This is a genomic window from Pseudoalteromonas rubra (assembly GCF_000238295.3).
GTDB classification, from domain to species: domain Bacteria; phylum Pseudomonadota; class Gammaproteobacteria; order Enterobacterales; family Alteromonadaceae; genus Pseudoalteromonas; species Pseudoalteromonas rubra.
In genome coordinates, this window is record NZ_AHCD03000035.1 from 731424 (window position 1) to 750777 (window position 19354).

Genomic DNA, 19354 nt, shown 5'->3' on the forward strand with positions numbered 1-19354 from the left:
TTTCATCCATGAAAAGCGTTCGGCGAGCTGCGAAGCGTTGCTTCGGTCTCAAAAAGGTACGAGTGGACACATATCCCTATGGAGGGCTCCCGGCTTTTCATCCATGAAAAGCGTTCGGCGAGCTGCGAAGCGTTGCTTCGGTCTCAAAAAGGTACGAGTGGACACATATCCCTATGGAGGGCTCCCGGCTTTTCATCCATGAAAAGCGTTCGGCGAGCTGCGAAGCGTTGCTTCGGTCTCAAAAAGGTACGAGTGGACACATATCCCTATGGAGGGCTCCCGGCTTTTCATCCATGAAAAGCGTTCGGCGAGCTGCGAAGCGTTGCTTCGGTCTCGCCTCACCCAACCATTTCTTCGCCTTTGGGCGGGGAATATGGGACCCTGATGGTCACTTCAATGCCCTCGCCCGGGCTTGAGTTCGCTGAGATTTCCCCTTTGAGCAGTTGCGTGACCAGGTTATAAACGATATGCATGCCCAAGCCACAACCGCCCTGACTCCTTTTCGTCGTTACAAACGGATCAAACAGGGTTTTCAGGCCTGCTTTTGGCATGCCCACGCCATCATCGCGATAGATCAGTAACCAATGCTCTCCGGCCATGCTTGTTGATACCTCAACCTTGCCCTGAGGATGAGCTTCAAAGCCATGGATCATGGAATTGTTGAACAAGTTCGTCATGATTTGATAGATGGCGCCCGGGTAGGTATTCACCAGCATGTCTTCGTCGCCCGTAATGGTCAGGCTGATCTCTTTGCCTTTGCTCAGTGGTAACAAAGAGCTGAAAACATCGGCAATATAATCCTTCACGTTGATATCTCGTTCAACTTCACTGGACTGATCCACTGCAACCTGTTTAAAGTTGCTGATCAGCATTTGTGCCCTGTCCAGGTTGCGTAAAATGAGCCGATACCCTTCTTCCTGCTCGGCATTAAAACGCTCTAAATCCGTCTGGCGTAGTTGCTTTTCCTGAAGCTTTTCGTTGATGTTGTGCAGACACTCCTGATTATAGGTCAGCGCCGTAATGGCCACGCCCAATGGTGTATTAATCTCATGGGCGATGCCTGCTACCACATTGCCCAGAGAGGCCATTTTTTCACTTTCTATGAGCTCTTGCTGGGTACGTTTAAGCTCCATCATCGCTTGTTCTAGTTTCTGGTTTTTCTTATATAGCTCATCCGTACGCATTGCGACTTTGATTTCAAGTTGTTCATTGAGCGTTTGTAACGCATTTTGATGCGCCTTCAGCTCTGCGATATCCTTTAATGCCCCAACAATACGTTGTGGCCTGCCATGATGGTCACGGCTCACCACCTTGCCACGCTCCAATACCCAGCTCCACTGGTCTTTTAACGTTTTCACCCGCATGGCGATTTCATAGGTATCCAGCTCTCCTTCAAGGCATGATTCGATCTTTTCTTCCCAGGCGATACAATCTTTTGGATGCACAAACTGGTCAATGTCCTCAACTGTCATGGTGGTTTGGTTTCTGCCGTAGTCAATGCGCGGTTTTACGCAGTAGCGATAGACTTTTTTGTCTTCCAGATGCCAGTCCCAGAGTTCGTCGCCACTGGCCCACAAGCTCAGCTCAAGGCGCTGCTGCAGTTCGTTCATGACTCTGTTGTCATTCACAACCTGACGATAACGTGCCTGGCGTTGCCTGAACCACAAAGCGAAGCTGAGTGTTAAGGCCACGATATAAAACGTTTTAGAGTACCAGTCCCACCACCATGGCGCCTTTATCTGGATTGTAAAACGATGCACAGGGGACTTCTGATTGAAGCGATTCACCGTATAAGTCTGTACCTGATAATTACCGGGTTCCAGTTTCAGCAAATTTATTTGCCTGACACCATCTGCGAGTTTCAACCACTGGTCGCTCAGTCCAACAATACGATAAAAGAAATTCAGCCGCTCAGAGCCATAATCCAGGCTGGAGTAATGTAAAGAAACGATATCCTGATTGTAATTAAGCACCAGTTTTTCAGTCAGCTCAGGCGCCAGTGTCAGCTCGCTACTGGCTTCAGGATGTAAGACTTCACCAAGCAGCTCAATATTGGAGATCAGTAAGGGACGGATCCCAAACGCAATACGTATCTGTTCAGGATAGAACTGGTTGAACCCTTTGGCGCCGCCAATAAATACCCGGCCATCAGGGGCTAACCAGGCAGCATTGTAGTTAAACTCATTGTCCTGTACACCGTCTACAACCAGAAAATTATCGATATTATGATCGTGGATATTAATCCGACTCAGACCACCACTGGTTCCGAGCCAGATATGTTCCTGCTGATCAAATATCATGGCCCAGACCGCTTCATTGGCCAGTCCATCGGTCACTTTGAGTACTTTGTTCACTTCGAACTGCTTGTTGATAATGCTTATACCGGATTCACTGGCCACCCAGACTGCGCCGAGCGAGTCGCGGGACAGCATGAACACAATATCTGACGCAAGCCCATTGTTGGTCGTGAGAGATTTGATATTCTGTCCATCGTAATGAAACAAACCATCACCAACACTCCCAAAGTAGAAGCCATCGCCGTCTACCAGGAGTGAAGAAACATGATTGGGAGCCGATACGGATGGCGCAAAGAAGGGCAACAACTTATTCTGGGCTTCGTCGTAATAAAGCAAACCCAAAGTACGCGAGCTGAGTAAAACCAACTGTTTAAATACGGTGATATCATTAAAACTCAGCTCGGGTCCGTTGCCAAAATCAGGCATAAAATAGGTGACTTCCCCGCTTATCAGATTTAACCGTGCGACTCCGGCACCACGTGATGTCAACCAGGCATGCTCACCGACAATCTGTATCTTAGTGATAAAAGTATTGGAAAAACGGGCTAGCTGAGGATAAACCTGCTCTACTTTCACAAACCTTTGCTGCTCAAAAATATAACCACCACTGGAGGTTGCGACCCACAGCCTGTCAGACTCATCCAGCGCGAAGCTGCGCACATCTGAATTAGTTAACGGAGAATGTGGATAATTGTACTCGCCCACATGACCAAAAGTTTCACTGAGCTGACTAATAAAATGCAAGCCCCGAGTCTCTGTCCCTATCCACAGGTCACTGTTACTATCGCGAAATACCGAGAGGATACTGCTATCCTGTAAACCCGATTTATTATTGCCACGTTTATACCAACGCTTTTTGATTTCCCCTTTCATATCGAGCAAGTACACGCCGTGGCTGGTTGCAACAAAAAGCTCGCCGGCAGATGCAAAAACCGAATGCAGCACCAACTTAGCGTCGGGTGAGATTGCGCTTTGCCATAACGCGCGCTCAAACAGCGTATCATAGGCGGTAAGCTGGTTATCTTTACTGATTAGAAAAGCGCGCTCGCCACTGACCATCAGGGATTTATAATCGCCCGCCAGCAACAGAGTTGTTATGCCCGTTTGACGGTTATTGACCATCAACCCTTCGTCAGAGAGATAATAAACCAAGTTCTTATACACAGTTACATAACGTATGAAATCCCCTTCCAGCGCCACTTCCTGCGGCTCTAAAGTGGTCTTATCAATTACATAATAAAACCCATCTTCTGTGGTCACAGACACTGCGGCGCCCTGGCAACCTATTGATTGCACCCGATCTGATAGGATCAAAGGGCTAAAATCACTCAAAAAGCTTTGGAATCGACCTGTAACCGTGTGATAGACACTCAGCCCGGTGCTGGTGCCAATCCAGAGAGATTCTCCACTGTGGCACAGTGCAGTAATAAATGCCCCGGCCAGCGCAAAGGGATCTTGCTGGCGGCTAATAAATTGTTTAAAAGAATGACCGTCAAATCGATTCAGGCCAGCCTGAGTACCTATCCAGATGTAGCCAAGTTGATCTTCTTCAATGGCGGTAATACTGACCTGACTGAGACCTGATTCATAATCATAATGACGCATCACCTGTGCAGTATCCGAAAACACAGGGACGGCAAACGCGATTGCAGAGTATAGCCAGATCATGAGCGATATGAGGATACTGGCACCTAACTTTGTTTGTTTTATCTGCTGCTGATACAACCCTATCACCTTTTAAACAGGCTCTTTGTTGTAACTATAGCAAAACTTTACAATCCGGCTGAGATGTCGCTTGCTGGGTTAGCCGGGTGCATCGTCATGTTCAGACAATGAGAACTCGGTCATTTGACCATCCCCACGTAACAACCGACAGCGACTTAAACGTCCCTGCTCCAATTCAACCAGACTAATGGCGGAAGCACTCACCAGATAACGCTTGCCGGGGCTATCACTGTGGTGTTTACGGACCGAGAGTTGCCAACGTTTAGTAAATAAATTAAACGGGCTCCATGGGGCAAACAACCAGGTATCCAGCTTTTCCAGAATATGTAGCAGGCGTTTCGGAAACTCATTTTTAATCCCCGAAGAAGTGAGCTGCCAAATACGATTGTCATGGCGGCCAAATCGCGCGGCAACCGAAAAGCAAAATGAATAGTGAACATCACCCGAGAGTATGATCGTCTCAGAGGGTGTATCTTCACGTTTAAAAATATCGATCAGTTTTTTCGCTGCACCCTCATGGGCCATCCAGTTTTCAACATCGACCACCAAAGGTTGACCACATGCATTAAATACCGCCTGGATGGTCTCAATGGCCTTAACCCCAAAAACCGGTGCCGGGCTGACCAGTAATACACTCTCCTGCTCCAGCATTTGCTCCTGCAGTTCCATCAGTGTTTCCCAGTCCATGAGTCCACTGGGTTCGTTAAAGTCCTGTTCGTTGCGCCAGCGGTGCGTGCGCGTATCTAACACCACCACTTTCGGTTGAGTTTCAAGGCAATAATGCCACTGGGTAAAGCGGTGCAAAGTTTTATCAAAGCTGGTCAGTGCCCATGTGTTGTGCGCGGTAAGACTTTGCGTGAAACCGTCAATCAGCTTACCCGAGGCCGACAGGGCATCGTTCCCCAGTCCCTGGAACAACCAGTAAGCGATCAGGCCATTGGCAATGATCCGTCTGCTTGCCGGCGAATTGGCTATATTCTGCTCCCAGCGTGCGGTCAAATTCCAGTCATCAGTCACATCATGATCGTCAAACATCATCAGGGTCGACACATTCGCAAACAGGCGCTGCGCAGCAGGCAACGTCTCAATAAAGCCCTCCAGCGCGCGCTTATCGGCTGCAAATTCGAGTGCTTGTGAATGGCTCAGTGACTGACCATGTAACTGAGATAAGTCAACCAACTGCCAGGCCTGATAACTGAAATTAAGCAAATAACAGGCTATAAACTCTTCAAGTGTAATGAGGTGATTGCCCGCCTTAACACTGGAAAAATGGGCCTCATCTTTTTTCAGCCAATGGCTAATTGACCACTTGCTGCGTTCCTGCCAGGGGGTTTTAGGTAACCAGTGATGACGCTGGTACAGTTGCTGCTCAAGTGACTCAGGTAAGCTCAGAGTCAGATTATCCTCAGGATAAATTTCCAGCAGCGAAATCAGCTTGTGAACAGCCAGCAACATCGGCCCTGCCACATCGTCCGCGTAAATTTGGTCGCCAGACATCAGCAATAAGGCGGGTCGTTTGGCGCTATCATCCAGAGTTTGATTCAGGTAGTCGTCGGCGCTTGCCAGGCTGTCGCGACTGTGATGATGTGGATTACGACATGAACCATGCAACACACTGCGCAATGTGTCAGGTATCAGTAACTGAGGCGCATCCGAATAACTCAGACTGCTCATATCGAGCCATTGCCCACCAGCTTTAACACGATAGCTCAGGTTGGTATCGCACTCGAAGCGACCCGTTTTAGGTGTCACCAGTACAAAGCACAGATACAGATAGGTGCCCAGGCGTATTTCACTCAGCTGTGACGACACCTCGATGCCTTCTACAGTGACTTCAAACTCAGGCACGTCCGTGGTAACAAACTGCAGGCAAATTTGCGTGGGCTCTGCCCGGCGCACCATAGGGCCGAGCAATACATAGGGAAGCGCAGAACGATTAGCTGGCATTACCACGCTGAGCCAGACCAAACAAACGGTAGAAGTTCTCCGTTGTCGCGCTAGCTAACTCCTTGTAACTAATACCTTTTAAATCCGCAATAAAATAAGCCACGTCCTGTACATAGGCAGGCTGATTGGTTTTACCTCGATGTGGCACAGGTGCCAGATACGGTGAATCCGTTTCGATCAGCAGCCGCTCAAGTGGCAGACGCTTTACAACCTCTTGCAGCTCAACGGCATTCTTAAAAGTCACAATCCCTGAGATGGAAATATAAAACCCCATATCAATGGCTTGTTTGGCCATTTCCCAGTTTTCAGTAAAGCAATGTAAGACACCGCCACACTGCTCTGCCTGATGCGCGCGCATAATATCCAGCGTATCCTGTCTGGCATCGCGAGTATGGATGATCAAAGGCTTATTGAGCTCATTGGCAATATCGATATGCTGTGCAAAGCTGTCTCTTTGTACCTGATGCGTATCTTTTGAATAGTAGTAATCCAGCCCCGTTTCACCAACCGCGACTACTTTTGGGTGCTGCGCCAGTTCTTTTAATAGTGCAGGATCCAGTGCGTCTTCCTGATTGAGCGGGTGCACGCCACACGATGCCGAAACATCATCAAAGGGCAGAATTTTTTCCAGCATGGCAGGAAACTGTGCCAGCGTCACGCTCACACACAGAAAGTGTTCAACCTGTTTAGCTCTGGCATCGCCCAGGATCTCGGGCAACGTTTTTCCAATTTTATCAAAATCCAGTCTGTCCAGGTGACAGTGAGAATCTACAATCATAACAACTCTTACATGGTGTAGGTGGGTTTGCCTGAATTCAGCTTAGTACCCAATATTTTTACTATTTTATCATTCAGCAATTCGTCTTCGGTCTCGAAGCCTACCCCTACCCCTGGTGGGTTGGAGTTCTGTGCGCCCTGCGGTGTTATCCAGACCACCTTGCCCGTGACAACATCTTCTTCCAACGCATCAGGTAAGGTAATACGCAACGTCAGCGCCTGACCCATTTCATAGCGGCTATTGGTTTGTACAAATAAACCACCACTTTTTTGATAAGGCATGTAGCTACGATATAGCTCGTCAATGTCTTCAAAATCAACTAATAACTCTTGCACCTTGACTCCTATCTTAAGGTTTGCTGCAACTGATAGCACAATCGTGACAGACTCAGGGACAAGTTTAAGCCTAACACAGTGTGTTGGTCTACTGAAAACCGCTTGAGCGTGACAATTGCGGCCTGCGCTTTGTCGAATGCCAGTTCACCCCGCGCTATTTTAGTGTTGATTGCCGCTAGTGCAAAGCCACATAATACCTTGACCAGGCTGGTGTCGGCTTGTAAAGCTTTGGCTAATGCTTCGGCGTCAGCGCCTTCACCAAGACGTTGAGCTTCCTGCCACAGGTTATCAATAGCACCCAGCTGCTGCGCTTGCGCCCATCTAAGTAATAATAGCGGCTGGGAGATAAAGTGAGCGACCCAAGGGTATTGTCCGCTGTGGATCCCTTGCTGTGCCAGCCAGGCTTCAGCGCTATTAACATCAGCAACCCCCACATTCATTTTGTTACAGCGACTCAAAACGGTCGCCGTAACACGCGCAGTATCGTTGCATAGCAGCAGCAAGTAGCGCCCTTTTGCGGGTTCTTCGAGGGTCTTCAGTAACGCATTAGCAGCAGATTCTGTGAGCTTTTCTATGCCATCAATGACCACCACTTTATTGCCCCCCTGCTGTGCAGAGTGGAATATGAAATCATTTAAGCTGCGGATCGCCTCTACACTGATGCTGTGTGATTCAGCGGTAATCAACAGTTTGTCCGGATGATTATCCGCTTCGACCAATAAACAGCTTTTACACTGCCCACAAGCGCGCAACGAAGTACCTGCCTGCTTGCACAACAATGCAGCTGCGAGCGACTGCGCTAGCTCAAGTTTGCCCACGCCAGTCATACCATGGAACATCTGCGCATGATGAAAGCGCTGTTGCTGAAAACTCATCTGCAACTGCGCAAAAACCGTTTCTAACCACGGGTACATATCAACAGACCTGTCAACGATTTGTGTTATCATGGCGACTGGCCGCAATCACAGAATCAACGACCTTCAGGCAGGCTGACAATACAGACTGTTTATCTTCCGACGCATCAATCACACTAAAACGCGCCGGTTCAGCCTTAGCCTGAGCAAGGTAGCCCTCTCGTGCACGATGCAAAAACTCCATTTTCTCATCCTCAAGCCTGTCGAGCCCTTCGCCTCGTTGATTGACGCGTTGCAGCCCCAGCTCAGGGTCTAAATCTAAGATGAGATTCATGTCGGGCTTGAATCCGCCGAGCGCCAGTTCATTAATGGTCTTTATGGTCTCAAGATCAATACCGCGCGCGTAATGTTGAAAACTAAAAGTTGCAGCGTCAAAACGGTCCGAGATAACAACCTTGCCGGCCTCCAGGGCTGGGCGGATTTTTTCTTCTACGTGCTGTGCCCGGGCTGCACCAAACAGCATCAGCTCGGTCATTGAGCTCATTTCTGGTGTACTGGGATCCAATATTACGCTACGGACCTTTTCACCAATCGGCGTGCCACCGGGCTCGCGGGTCAGTACGACTTCAAATCCCTGCTGCTCGAGATAGTCGGCAATGCCCTGAATCACTGTTGTCTTGCCAGCACCGTTACTGCCATCACAAACCAACATAAAACCTTTACTCATACACTCTCTCTGACGTACCGCTCGGTACCCTGTACCGTTATCTAAAAAATAACTGACATTATAGCGGTTTCACGTCGCTATCAGTAGGATTAATTCTTTGAATAGTGTACCGTTTAGTGCATCAATCGATTTTCGCAGGGATTAAAGTAATGCAAATTGATCTCCATCACGCTATGACCTGGGTGGTTGCCAGAGACGCCGGGTTCTCACCAGCTCAGGCCACCACCATAGCTCATGCGGCACAATATGTAGACGATGCCACCAACTATGGTCATATCAAGTTTCATAATGGTGCTGCTTACGAGCGCATTGCGACTGCCCATAAAATGCTTGAGTATCGTAATCTGGATAGCCTGAAAAATATGAAAGTATGGGTGCCGTTTCATTTTTTGCCTGGCAACGGAGGGTTACCTGCTGGTGAAAACCCTGCGGGCAGCTTTATTCAGAAACTTGTGTGCCGGCCACATTCATTTGTAGCGAAAGACATGGTCGCAGAAGTGTTAGCAGATAAAGACCGGCCTCATTCATTACATCGGCTTGGGATCACCGCACACGTCTTTATCGATACCTGGGGACATCGGGGCTTTGCAGGGGTCGACCACCCGGTCAATCACGTTCGTGACATTAAAGATCATAATGGTCAGAGCCATGAGACGCTCATCACAAAAGTCAGCAATTACTTTGCCAATATCCTGCAGGACAATATTCCCAGTCTGGGCCATGGCCAGGCGCTGTCCCACCCTGATCTGCCACATCAGCATTGGTCTTATCAAAATGGTCTTGGTGAAGCTGTTGAACGCAATAACCCGGTTGACTTTTTGCAGGCAGCAAACGCGCTGTGTAAAGTATTTCAAACTTACCTTGTCAGGCCTATCACCGGGTTATCACCTGACGTAGAGCGAGAGATTGCACGGTGCTTTAGTCAGTTTGTCAGTGATAACGGCGCAACACGCCACCAGCAATGGTTGGATGCTATCGCCGCCGATCGCTTTGGCCTGGGTGCACACCAACTGGCTTACATCGCCAAAGGCCCGGGTTCCTGGAAACATCAGGCGCTGGGTACCACGCTGGCGGATGGCGATGAAGATTGCTATCAGTATCACCCGGACTTTCTGAACAGTGACTGGAAGCACTTCCATGATGCGGCGAAAAAACATCGCCAGAGTATCATCGTCGATATCCTACCCAAATACGGGATCTGTGTCAGTTAAACCCGTTGGCGCCGTAATCAGGTTCTGATACGGTGCCAACGCGACTAGTCTTGTTTTAGTGTAACAGGTTGATCTTTAACGCCGGCGTAGAATACCACTATCTGCGCGGCTTCTTTACCCACACTTTTCCCCCAGTGCCAGGTGTCAACGACCTCAACCAGGGTATCGCCCGCTTTGATGTGGATCGTCTCCCCGCTTTGTGTCTCAACCTGAAGTTCTCCTTTTAACAACAATCCGGCATTGATGTAGGGATGTTTGTGAACAGGTAAAGTCTGGCCGGAAGGAATGGTAAAGCGCATGATCCGCACCTCTGGCTGGCCTTTTGGGTAAGCTGGCAACACTGCACCATTCCAGCTATGTTGCTGCTTTGTCAGCGTTTCAACCTTGATCTGTTCGGTACTGTGCGCTTGCGCTGTACTGATGTTCGTGAGACTCAATACCCATAAAGCCGATAAGGCAAATACAGTGCTGTTCATAGGTGATAATCCATAAGAGTTTTACGTATCCTAAAACGTTAATGTGTTTTAATTGTGGATCTCTGTCGACGCTGCAATGTCGCGCTGTGGCGACAGTTGTAAATGGACATCACACTGAGCGGGTAAAGTTTCCAGCCCCCATTGTGTCAGACGCTGAAAAAACTGGACAAAGTGTGCAACCTCTTGTTGCGACATACGGCGGGACTGTGTGCCAGATAAGCTAAGCGTCTGCTCTTGCTCAAAGCGCCAGCGGGCAACATGAGAGAAACACCCTGCGTTGAGGAATATGAGCTTATCCATTTGTCTAAACAGGCTCTGATAATCCGCTTTGAGAAATTGATTGACGGCATGCCGATAACGCCCATCCGGATCCTGGTTTTGTTCCAACAGATTGACCGGACAGCTCAGTTGCTCAGCGGTTTGCGCTTCAACTCCAAGACACCAGCCTTCCAGGATCAATACATCCAAAGTGCGGGTATGGCTCCACAGTTCAGGTGCAAACGGTTCATCCATGGATTTGTCGAATCGGGGTAATATGAGCGGCTGCCGGGCACGGAATTGCGCCAGGATCTCTTCAGCCAGTGCCATATTATGTGTACCAGGTACACCCCGGGTTTGAAACAAGGGATGAATATCAGCGGCACGCTGTGCACGTTCCGACCTGCTCAGATAGAAGTCATCCAAAGACACGCTGTCAGCACGCAACCCGCGTTGTGTCAGGTCAGCCTTTAAATACTCCGCCAGTGTCGATTTGCCGCTGCCCTGAGACCCACTAATCCCCAGACACAAAGGTGTCTGGTGTGCGACCTGTTGCGCCAACCAGTCTGTCACAAGCGCCAGCGACTGAATATAGTGTGCTGTCAGTCCATGCTCTCTACAAAATTGGCGTTGCCAGGGTGCAATAACAAAGGCGTCATTCATTGAATTATGAATTGTCTGTCAACTCATATTTATAACCTGCGCCATAAATAGAGTGGATGAACTCGCTGTTCGGGGACAATTGGGACAACTTTTTGCGAATTTTTTTGATATGACTGTCTATCGTACGATCACTGACGATGCGGTCATCATCGTATATATTGTCCATCAAACGCGAACGGTTATAAATTCGTCCGGGATGGGCGACCAGAGTTTGCAATAACACAAATTCCACCTGTGTCAGTTCAACAGAATTGTTTTGGTAGGTTACAAACAAGGTGTTTTCATCAAGCAGCAGCTGCTCTGATTGAGGAGCACTCGCACCCACCCGGCGCAAAATGGCTTTAACCCGTGCCACAACCTCTCGTGGGCTGTAAGGTTTGCACACGTAATCATCGGCCCCCACTTCAAGACCAAGCAAGCGATCTATCTCTTCAACTTTGGCAGTCGTCATGATAATGGGCACCATAGAGTTGCGCCGAACTTCCCGGCAGATAACAATGCCATCGACATTAGGTAACATCAAATCGAGCAATATGATATCTGGGTCAAAGTTCTCTACAGCGGCTAACGCCTGGGCGCCATCATGGACCATCTGTAATTCATAGCCCGCCTGAGTGACATACTTGCCCAAAATAGTCGCAAGCTTTTTCTCGTCTTCTATGATCAGTACTTTTTGCATCTTAGGCGCTCACTTTCACCTTGGGTCTTCTCCTCCCCAAAATTAAGTGAAATCGCTTGAATTTACAACCCTTTTAAGAAAATCGCATCACCACAGCTAAACCACCAAGTTCACTTTCGCGAGCCTTAATCGTGCCATTATGCGCCTGCACGATACTGGTACAGATTGCCAGCCCCAGGCCTGAGCCACCCGAGGCGCGATCTCTGGACTGTTTGACCCGGTATAATCGGTCGAACAACTTGTCTAACAACTCAGGTTCGACCCCAGGTGAGCTATCCTGCCAGACTATCTCAGTTTGCTTCCCATGCTGTTCAATCGTCACCAGTATTTGGCCAGGGTTGTCCTGATCAGAATCGGTATAACGCAAGGTGTTTTGCATCAGGTTGCCGAATAGTTGTGCCATGCGCCTGTCATCACAATCCATCAAGCTCTGCGTGTTTCCTTTAAGCTGATATTCAAAATGACGATTGGCAAGCTGTGCCTGATGATTGCCAAAGGTTTGCTCGACCAGCTCGCCCAGACAATGTGGTGCCATTTGATAGCTTAGCGAGCCCCTGTCAGACATGGATAACTGGTGCAAATCATCCACTAACTGAGTCAGCCGGCCAATCTCCTCGTGCAACGACTGCAACTGCGCGGGATCCGTTTCTATCACACCATCGATCATGCCTTCTAATTCGGCTTTGAATACAGCGATTGGCGTGCGCAGTTCATGAGAAATATCGGCGATCCACTGCTGTCTGGCTTGCTGGTTTTCTCGCAAGGTCTCGGACAGGATGTTCAGATCCCGGGCGAGCATGCCCAACTCGTCGTTACTGTCCGTGTTTAGAGTGCTTTGATAATCACCGCTTGCCAGGTTTTGTGCTGCACGCCGCAATGCCAGCACAGGGGCAACCAGATAATGACTAAATGGAATGGCCAATAAGCTCGACGCAATCAAAGCGGTGATAGCGATGTACATAAACCAATTTTTTTGACGCTCGGCAAATAAGCTATCGAACCGGTTGCTAACCACCAGGCCGTCCTCAAGCCCTACATACCCAAGCAAAGGCGCATCGGCCTTGTCAGACTGATGAACAGGGACCCAAAGAGTGGTTCTGGTTGTTGTAAGTGAGCCAATCACTTGCTCTCCGGCCGCATTTTTATACACCAGACGACCGCCCATACTATCTGAGCGCCCTCTGGGGGGTCTGCGCTTTTGATGAGGATGGGCACCGCGCTCGCCTCTGGGTGGGCGATCAGCGTCGGGCTTTGGACGCCTGTCGGTTTGATACTCCTCCTTAGGGCCCTGCTCATTACGCATGCCACGACCATCCCGACCCGGTTCAGATCTGCGCGGCCGCTGCATGGAGGGACTGTCGTAACTGTCATAAGAAGGAGTCGCAGCGGGCGAAGTGGCACTTCGCCCGTTTCCTCGAAGTTCGCTTACCAGCTGATGCCAGGCCGGATGGCGAGTAAACACCCAATCCTCGCCATAACGTGCGTAATTATCGCGAATAGAAGGCATTAATGCGACCAAGCGGGCACGGCTATTTTGCTGAATATAGTCCTGGAAGCTCTTTTCGAAAGCAGTCTGATTAGCAAAGTAGATCGCCATGATCAATACGGTGTTGACCAACAGCAAAATAGCCAGCAGCTTGTGCCGTATTGTCAGTTTCATGATGTAGCTACCCCTGTGAACGGAATTCAAAACATGGAATACCAATTGTACTTAATACCAGGTCAATTTGAAGGAGCAAATATGACGCTAACGGTGTTAAAGAATTCTTATTTAGAACAACTAAATAGCAAAATTTTTGGCTACTTATCGATCCGCTTTTCTCGCCTCAAAATAGAACTTTTAATTAAGCCAATTGGTATAAGACCCGATGCTAGTCAGTATGTAAGGTTAATGTGCAAATAGTGTGGAAGTAGTGACAAAATTTACCAAAGCAGGAACACGCTCATGCAACTGCTCAGTGTGAGTGGCCCGCCAAAAGTCAGGCGAGCCGGGTTTCTAACTCAAGTAGGATGACTAATTAAACTGCACAATTTCCAGGCCAAGCATGTAGCCCTCGCCTTCGCTGTTATTACCACACCGGATGACTTTAACATGCGCGTTGAGCGGTGGAACTGATCCGCCGTGGCTGTCAATAAACACATCCAGCATTTCATTGATCTCCAGGGGTTCCTCAACAATGATTGATAATCCCGTGGCACTTAAGTCGTGGCAGGTACCGTGCAGTTTATGCCCCGAGGACAACACGGTTAACTGTGCCTGGGTATTGACCATCATGCGCATAAAGCGCCGTTTATCCTCATGTATCATGGCGTGCTCCACTCTTTGTTATCATTGCTTGCCTGCAAAAAATTACCTTGGAATAATTTGCACCATATTTTTTATTTTCTCTGATAAGGATTGCATGGAAAAGGGCTTAACCACATAGGCATCACAGCCGGCATCAAAGCCCGCCTGCTTCTCCTGCTCCGACTCCAGGCCCGACACCATGAGTACCGGAATATCACGAGTTTCCGGCGTATTTTTCAACATTCGACAGGTATCATACCCATCCAGCCCAGGCATACACACATCGAGCAGGATCACATCTGGTGGATCGGCAATCGCGTTCGACAGGCAGCTCTTCCCCGATTCAGCATAGCTAAATTTAAATGCGTCTGACAAAGCCATTGAAAGCATCTCAAAATTGAAATACTCGTCGTCAACCACTAGCACATGCGGCGTTTTCATCCTGCTCCCCTGTGTGGACATAGTCAATGCCGCTTCCTTTTCACAATCCAAAAATAGTTTCCTCTTAATAAGGTAATTGCCCTAATGCAAATTGCAAGTCAAAACACACTATTCGATCTCATTTAACGCATTGGTGATCCGTTTTGCTGAAATCGGATACGGTGTTCCTAGTGTTTGAGCAAACAATGACACCCGAAGTTCCTGTTGCATCCAGAAAATCTCATCGAGTGCTGTCGGCATCGGGATCCCTTTCGGCTGTTTGTTACACTTATCGGCATAGGCAGACGCCACTTTTTCAAGCTCCAGAACACATAACCGGTCCCGGTTAGGGTCAACAGGCAGCTTCTCCAGACGCTTTTCAATGGCTTTCATATAACGCAGCAAATCCGCCAGCTTATGTGCCCCATGCTGACTAACGAATCCTTTAAAAATCAGGCTTTCAAGCTGAGATTTAATATCACCATGCGCCGTGATCATGGTCAAATCCACACGTCCCTTCATGCGCTTATTGATACCATGTGCAATGCTCAGCACCTGCTCAACCGCAGACGCGATTTCCACCACTTTATCGCCGAGTTCAGCCCGGACATGTTCTTTGGCCTGTTCAAAGTCCTGTTCAGAACGAATCGCACTATAGTCACCCAGCAAGGCATCAATGCCCGCCGCGGTACAATCATCGATTAAATCGTTAATCTTACCGAACGGATTAAAGTAAAGTCCCAGTTTGGCTTTGTTGGGCAAATGCTGCTGTAAATACTTCACCGGCGAGGGCACATTCAGCATCACCAGTCGGCGTAAACCAAGACGATGTGCCTGCTGCGCCTTCAGAGGGTGATCAAACAAGCTGATTGATGTACTTTGCTTGTTGTCCACCAGAGCAGGGAATGCTTTGATCTCATACCCTCCCTGCTTTTTAGTGTATTCACTGGGCAAGTCACCAAACGACCACTCGGTGAGCCCTTCCTGCTCTATGCCCTTTTCGGCAACCTTAGACAGCGTTTGTGTTACTTTGCCTTGTAACTTGGCTTTGAGCACATCCAGATCATAGCCATGAGCAATGACCTTATTATGTTCATCCAGTACCTGAAACTGCATTTTTAAGTGAGATTCCAGTGCGCCTAAATCAAACGCTTGTGCGTCAACCTTAACACCCGTCATACGCAATAGACGATTAGCCAACGCTTCCAGAAAGCCCCCTTGCATCGGCTCAATCGCAGCCAGCACTGCATCAGCATAGTTAGGTGCAGGAACAAAATTACGCCGCAGGCTTTTTGGCAGGCTCTTAATCAATGAACAGATCAATTCATGGCGCAGTGCCGGAATATGCCAGTCAAAGCCCTCAGAGGCGACCTGGTTGAGCAACGGCAAGGGTATATTCACCGTTACACCATCCACCGGCTGACCCGGTTCAAAGTGGTAGCTCAATGGCAACATCAGGTTACCCTGCTGCCATACATCGGGATAATCTAACGCCGTAATATGCGACGCTTCATGTTGCATCAAGGCATCCCGATCCATGTGTAAAAATCGTTTATCGGCTTTTTTCTTGTCTTTCCACCAGTGATTGAACGCAGCACGGTTATTAACATCAGCCGGGATCCGTTCTTCATAAAAGGCCTGCATCATATGCTCATCAACCAGAATATCTCGGCGACGGGCTTTGTTTTCCAGATCCTGAATGTCTTCAATCAAGGCTTGATTGTGCTGTAAAAAGGCTTCGTTCTGCCCCAATTGCTGAGCAACCAGCGCTTCTTTGATAAATAATTCGCGACACAGTACAGGTTCAATCTGACTATACACAGTGCGCTTTTTACCCACTATGATCAATCCGTATAGGGTTTGCTGCTCAAATGCGATGACACAGCCCTGTTTCTTTTCCCAGTGTGGTTCACTGTAACTGCGCTTAACCAGATGCTCCGCCAACGGTGCCACCCAGTTCACATCAATCTTGGCATTAATACGGGCGTACAGTTTACTGGTTTCCACCAATTCGGCTGCCATCACCCATTTAGGGCTCTTTTTAAACAGGCCTGACCCCGGGAAAATATGGAACTGGCTATTACGAGCGCCCTTGTAAAATTTCTTCTCGTCTTTTTGACCAATGTGACTCAGCATCCCGCTCAATAATGCCTGGTGAATGGCCTCGAAGCTCGCCTCATTACCAGACGCCTTTAATCCCATCTCAGTGCAGACTGTGGTTAGCTGGTAAACAATGTCCTGCCACTCTCTCACCCGCATATAGGCCAAAAAGTCCTTCTGACACTGCTTTCTGAACTGGCCACGACTCAGCGCCTCTTGCTGCTCTTCCAGATACTGCCACAGATTAAGAAACGCCATGAAATCTGAGTCCGCATCTTCGAACCGACCATGCTTTTCATCCGCTGCGCCCCGTTTTTCCTGCGGTCGCTCTCTGGGATCCTGGATAGACAAAGCGGCTGCAATGATGATCACTTCACGCAGCGCACCTAAAGGCGCGGCAGCCAGCACCATACGCGCAAGGCGAGGATCGATTGGCAAACGGCTTAGTTTACGGCCGGTCTGAGTCAATGAGGTTTGTTCACGTCTGGCTGCAGGTTTAACCGCCCCCAGCTCTTCGAGCAAACTGACACCATCTGTGATGTTGCGGTTGTCTGGTGCCTGAACAAACGGGAAACGCTTGATGTCACCCAGACCCAGCGCCAGCATTTGCAAAATAACCGATGCCAGGTTAGTGCGCAGAATTTCGGGGTCGGTAAATTCAGGACGACCCAGGAAATCTTCCTCTGAATAGAGACGGATACACACACCCGCAGCAACCCGCCCACATCGACCCATACGCTGATTTGCGCTGGCCTGAGAGACAGCTTCAATAGGCAGTCTCTGTACTTTGGTTCGGTAACTATAGCGGCTGATCCGCGCCGTGCCCGGGTCGATGACGTAACGGATCCCGGGTACCGTCAGAGAGGTTTCTGCAACGTTGGTTGAGAGAACAATACGGCGGTGACTATGCGCGGCAAAGATACGATTCTGCTCTGCATTCGACAAGCGAGCATACAAAGGTAATATCTCAACCCCTTTGAGATTACGCTTGCTCAATGCGTCCGCGGTGTCGCGGATTTCCCGCTCACCATTCATAAAGATAAGAATATCACCGGGACCCTCAGCGCATAGCTCATCAACAGCATCAAAAATGCCCTGTAATTGATCGTTTTCAGCTTCGCTTTCATCCCCACTGGCATCAATCACCGGTCGGTAACGCACTTCTACCGGATAAGTACGGCCCGAGACTTCAATGATGGGGGCATTATTAAAGTGTTTTGAAAAACGCTCCGGATCTATCGTTGCTGAAGTAATGATCACTTTCAGATCGGGGCGTTTAGGCAGCAGGTTTTTCAGGTAACCGAGAATAAAGTCAATGTTCAGACTGCGCTCGTGCGCTTCATCGATAATAATTGTGTCGTACTGATTCAGATATCTGTCTTGCTGGATCTCAGCCAGCAAAATACCATCGGTCATCAGCTTGATGTAACTTTTGTCAGAAACCTGATCGCTAAAGCGGATCTTAAAACCCACTTCCTGACCAAGCTCACAATTAAGCTCTTCAGCTATACGGTTGGACACGCTGCGTGCAGCCAGACGACGTGGCTGAGTGTGGCCTATATAACCATCAACGCCACGACCCAGCTCCAGACAAATTTTAGGCAGCTGAGTGGTTTTACCTGAACCAGTTTCACCCGCCACTATGACGACCTGGTTTTCAGCAATGGCTTTTTTAATATCGTCTTTTTTCTGACTTACAGGCAGTGCTTCGGGGTATTGCACACTAGGCAGGCCAGCCAGACGCTTTACTCTAAGCGTTTGGCTGTGCGCTATATCATGCGTTATCTGAGTGATTACCTTTTGCTGTTTCGCTTCGTCTTTTATTTTTTTGACGCCCTGAAGACGCTTTTTAAAGAGAAACTGATCCTTTTTGAGGCAATCCGCTATGTTCGAATACAACGACTGCAAATCCACTACACGACACCTTGTTACTGAGAAAATCGTCGCGTAGTCTAGCAAAAAGCATGAGTACAGCCCAGTCCCTTTGACAGGGGCTGCGTACTAAATACCGACAGGCAGGCACAACCTGGTAAACTATATGGGACACGCTTGCCGGTATACTGAGGCCTGATCAGCGCTTAAACAAAGCGATTACCCGACTCATAGGTATCGTGAAGGTGCTTATCAATCGCGTACAGTACATTAGTCCGGCTGATCACTCCTACCAAACGGCAGTCATCATCGCACACAGGGTATAATTTGGGTTTATCGGCAGTCATTCTGTCAGCCAGTTTCAAAATGCTGTCGTCCGGGCTAACACACAAAGGTTCGGTATTCATCACATCAGCCACAATACTGTGTGATTCGTTCTGATAAGTAGCTTCGAGCATAGTGCGAATACAGTCCTGTTCAGACAAAAATCCCACAACGTGTTGCATGTCATCAATCACGGGGCCTCCGGCCTGACCACTTTGTAGTAACTTTTCCACTGCCGACTCGATGCGCATGTCCGCTTTAAAGGTAACCGGACGATGATTAAGATAGTCTGCTACTTTGACAGATTGCATATTTCATTCCCCTAAAAAAACACCAGCTTCATATTAAATAGTAGCTGGCGTTACAAAAATTGCCCAAGTTTGCAGGCCTTAAGTACATTA

At 48.7% G+C, this 19354-nt stretch carries 15 protein-coding genes; 1 reads left to right on the forward strand and 14 read right to left on the reverse strand.

The window, feature by feature from the left end:
* Positions 1-338: 338 nt before the first annotated feature.
* The 6 genes from PRUB_RS14345 to tmk all read right to left on the reverse strand — a co-directional run bounded on the left by PRUB_RS14345 (position 339) and on the right by tmk (position 8663).
* The gene (locus PRUB_RS14345) at positions 339-4031 is read right to left on the reverse strand and encodes a two-component regulator propeller domain-containing protein (RefSeq protein ID WP_339327535.1); all 3693 of its coding nucleotides are present in this window, start codon (positions 4029-4031) and stop codon (positions 339-341) included.
* 69 nt (positions 4032-4100) lie between these two features.
* Complete coding sequence (locus tag PRUB_RS14350) at positions 4101-5969, reverse strand: alkaline phosphatase D family protein (RefSeq protein ID WP_040644451.1); 1869 nt, start codon at positions 5967-5969, stop codon at positions 4101-4103.
* Positions 5959-6747, reverse strand: coding sequence for a TatD family hydrolase (locus PRUB_RS14355; RefSeq protein WP_010381663.1), 789 nt, complete (start codon positions 6745-6747; stop codon positions 5959-5961). The genes PRUB_RS14350 and PRUB_RS14355 overlap by 11 nt, the downstream gene beginning before the upstream one ends.
* A gap of 8 nt (positions 6748-6755) precedes the next feature.
* On the reverse strand, positions 6756-7082 hold the full coding sequence (locus PRUB_RS14360) for a PilZ domain-containing protein (protein ID WP_010381666.1): 327 nt from the start codon (positions 7080-7082) through the stop codon (positions 6756-6758).
* A gap of 8 nt (positions 7083-7090) precedes the next feature.
* On the reverse strand, positions 7091-7996 hold the full coding sequence (gene holB, locus PRUB_RS14365) for a DNA polymerase III subunit delta' (protein ID WP_010381668.1): 906 nt from the start codon (positions 7994-7996) through the stop codon (positions 7091-7093).
* Positions 7997-8009: 13 nt separating this feature from the next.
* Positions 8010-8663 (reverse strand): dTMP kinase, encoded by a 654-nt coding sequence (gene tmk / locus PRUB_RS14370; protein WP_010381670.1) that lies wholly within the window; start codon positions 8661-8663, stop codon positions 8010-8012.
* A gap of 149 nt (positions 8664-8812) precedes the next feature.
* Between tmk and PRUB_RS14375 the strand changes: the two genes are divergently transcribed.
* A complete protein-coding gene (locus PRUB_RS14375) occupies positions 8813-9874 on the forward strand; it encodes a DUF6765 family protein (protein ID WP_010381673.1) in 1062 nt (353 codons plus the stop codon).
* A gap of 44 nt (positions 9875-9918) precedes the next feature.
* Here the strand turns inward: PRUB_RS14375 and PRUB_RS14380 are convergent, their stop codons facing one another.
* The 8 genes from PRUB_RS14380 to PRUB_RS14415 all read right to left on the reverse strand — a co-directional run bounded on the left by PRUB_RS14380 (position 9919) and on the right by PRUB_RS14415 (position 19264).
* On the reverse strand, positions 9919-10350 hold the full coding sequence (locus PRUB_RS14380; RefSeq protein WP_010381674.1) for a cupin domain-containing protein: 432 nt from the start codon (positions 10348-10350) through the stop codon (positions 9919-9921).
* A gap of 48 nt (positions 10351-10398) precedes the next feature.
* Positions 10399-11271 carry a kinase-like protein gene (locus tag PRUB_RS14385; RefSeq protein ID WP_010381676.1) on the reverse strand — a complete coding sequence of 291 codons (873 nt, stop codon included), beginning with the start codon at positions 11269-11271 and terminating at the stop codon, positions 10399-10401.
* 4 nt (positions 11272-11275) lie between these two features.
* Complete coding sequence (locus PRUB_RS14390; protein WP_010381678.1) at positions 11276-11950, reverse strand: response regulator; 675 nt, start codon at positions 11948-11950, stop codon at positions 11276-11278.
* Positions 11951-12023: 73 nt separating this feature from the next.
* Positions 12024-13610, reverse strand: coding sequence for an ATP-binding protein (locus PRUB_RS14395; protein WP_010381680.1), 1587 nt, complete (start codon positions 13608-13610; stop codon positions 12024-12026).
* Positions 13611-13964: 354 nt separating this feature from the next.
* Complete coding sequence (locus tag PRUB_RS14400) at positions 13965-14258, reverse strand: PilZ domain-containing protein (RefSeq protein ID WP_010381684.1); 294 nt, start codon at positions 14256-14258, stop codon at positions 13965-13967.
* A gap of 42 nt (positions 14259-14300) precedes the next feature.
* Positions 14301-14699, reverse strand: a complete 399-nt coding sequence (locus PRUB_RS14405; protein WP_010381687.1) for a response regulator — start codon at positions 14697-14699, stop codon at positions 14301-14303.
* A gap of 87 nt (positions 14700-14786) precedes the next feature.
* Positions 14787-18671: an ATP-dependent RNA helicase HrpA gene (gene hrpA / locus PRUB_RS14410; protein WP_010381690.1), complete on the reverse strand. Its 3885-nt coding sequence runs from the start codon at positions 18669-18671 to the stop codon at positions 14787-14789.
* Positions 18672-18835: 164 nt separating this feature from the next.
* Positions 18836-19264, reverse strand: a complete 429-nt coding sequence (locus PRUB_RS14415) for a CBS domain-containing protein (protein ID WP_010381692.1) — start codon at positions 19262-19264, stop codon at positions 18836-18838.
* Positions 19265-19354: the final 90 nt, after the last annotated feature.

Coding starts and splice junctions, on each gene's coding strand:
- holB (WP_010381668.1), bottom strand. CDS start 7,996: ATGTACCCGTGGTTAGAAACGGTTTTTGCGCAGTTGCAGATGAGTTTT.
- PRUB_RS14375 (WP_010381673.1), top strand. CDS start 8,813: ATGCAAATTGATCTCCATCACGCTATGACCTGGGTGGTTGCCAGAGAC.
- PRUB_RS14380 (WP_010381674.1), bottom strand. CDS start 10,350: ATGAACAGCACTGTATTTGCCTTATCGGCTTTATGGGTATTGAGTCTC.
- tmk (WP_010381670.1), bottom strand. CDS start 8,663: ATGAGTAAAGGTTTTATGTTGGTTTGTGATGGCAGTAACGGTGCTGGC.
- PRUB_RS14415 (WP_010381692.1), bottom strand. CDS start 19,264: ATGCAATCTGTCAAAGTAGCAGACTATCTTAATCATCGTCCGGTTACC.
- PRUB_RS14350 (WP_040644451.1), bottom strand. CDS start 5,969: ATGCCAGCTAATCGTTCTGCGCTTCCCTATGTATTGCTCGGCCCTATG.
- PRUB_RS14385 (WP_010381676.1), bottom strand. CDS start 11,271: ATGAATGACGCCTTTGTTATTGCACCCTGGCAACGCCAATTTTGTAGA.
- PRUB_RS14400 (WP_010381684.1), bottom strand. CDS start 14,258: ATGATACATGAGGATAAACGGCGCTTTATGCGCATGATGGTCAATACC.
- PRUB_RS14405 (WP_010381687.1), bottom strand. CDS start 14,699: ATGTCCACACAGGGGAGCAGGATGAAAACGCCGCATGTGCTAGTGGTT.
- PRUB_RS14390 (WP_010381678.1), bottom strand. CDS start 11,950: ATGCAAAAAGTACTGATCATAGAAGACGAGAAAAAGCTTGCGACTATT.
- PRUB_RS14355 (WP_010381663.1), bottom strand. CDS start 6,747: ATGATTGTAGATTCTCACTGTCACCTGGACAGACTGGATTTTGATAAA.
- PRUB_RS14395 (WP_010381680.1), bottom strand. CDS start 13,610: ATGAAACTGACAATACGGCACAAGCTGCTGGCTATTTTGCTGTTGGTC.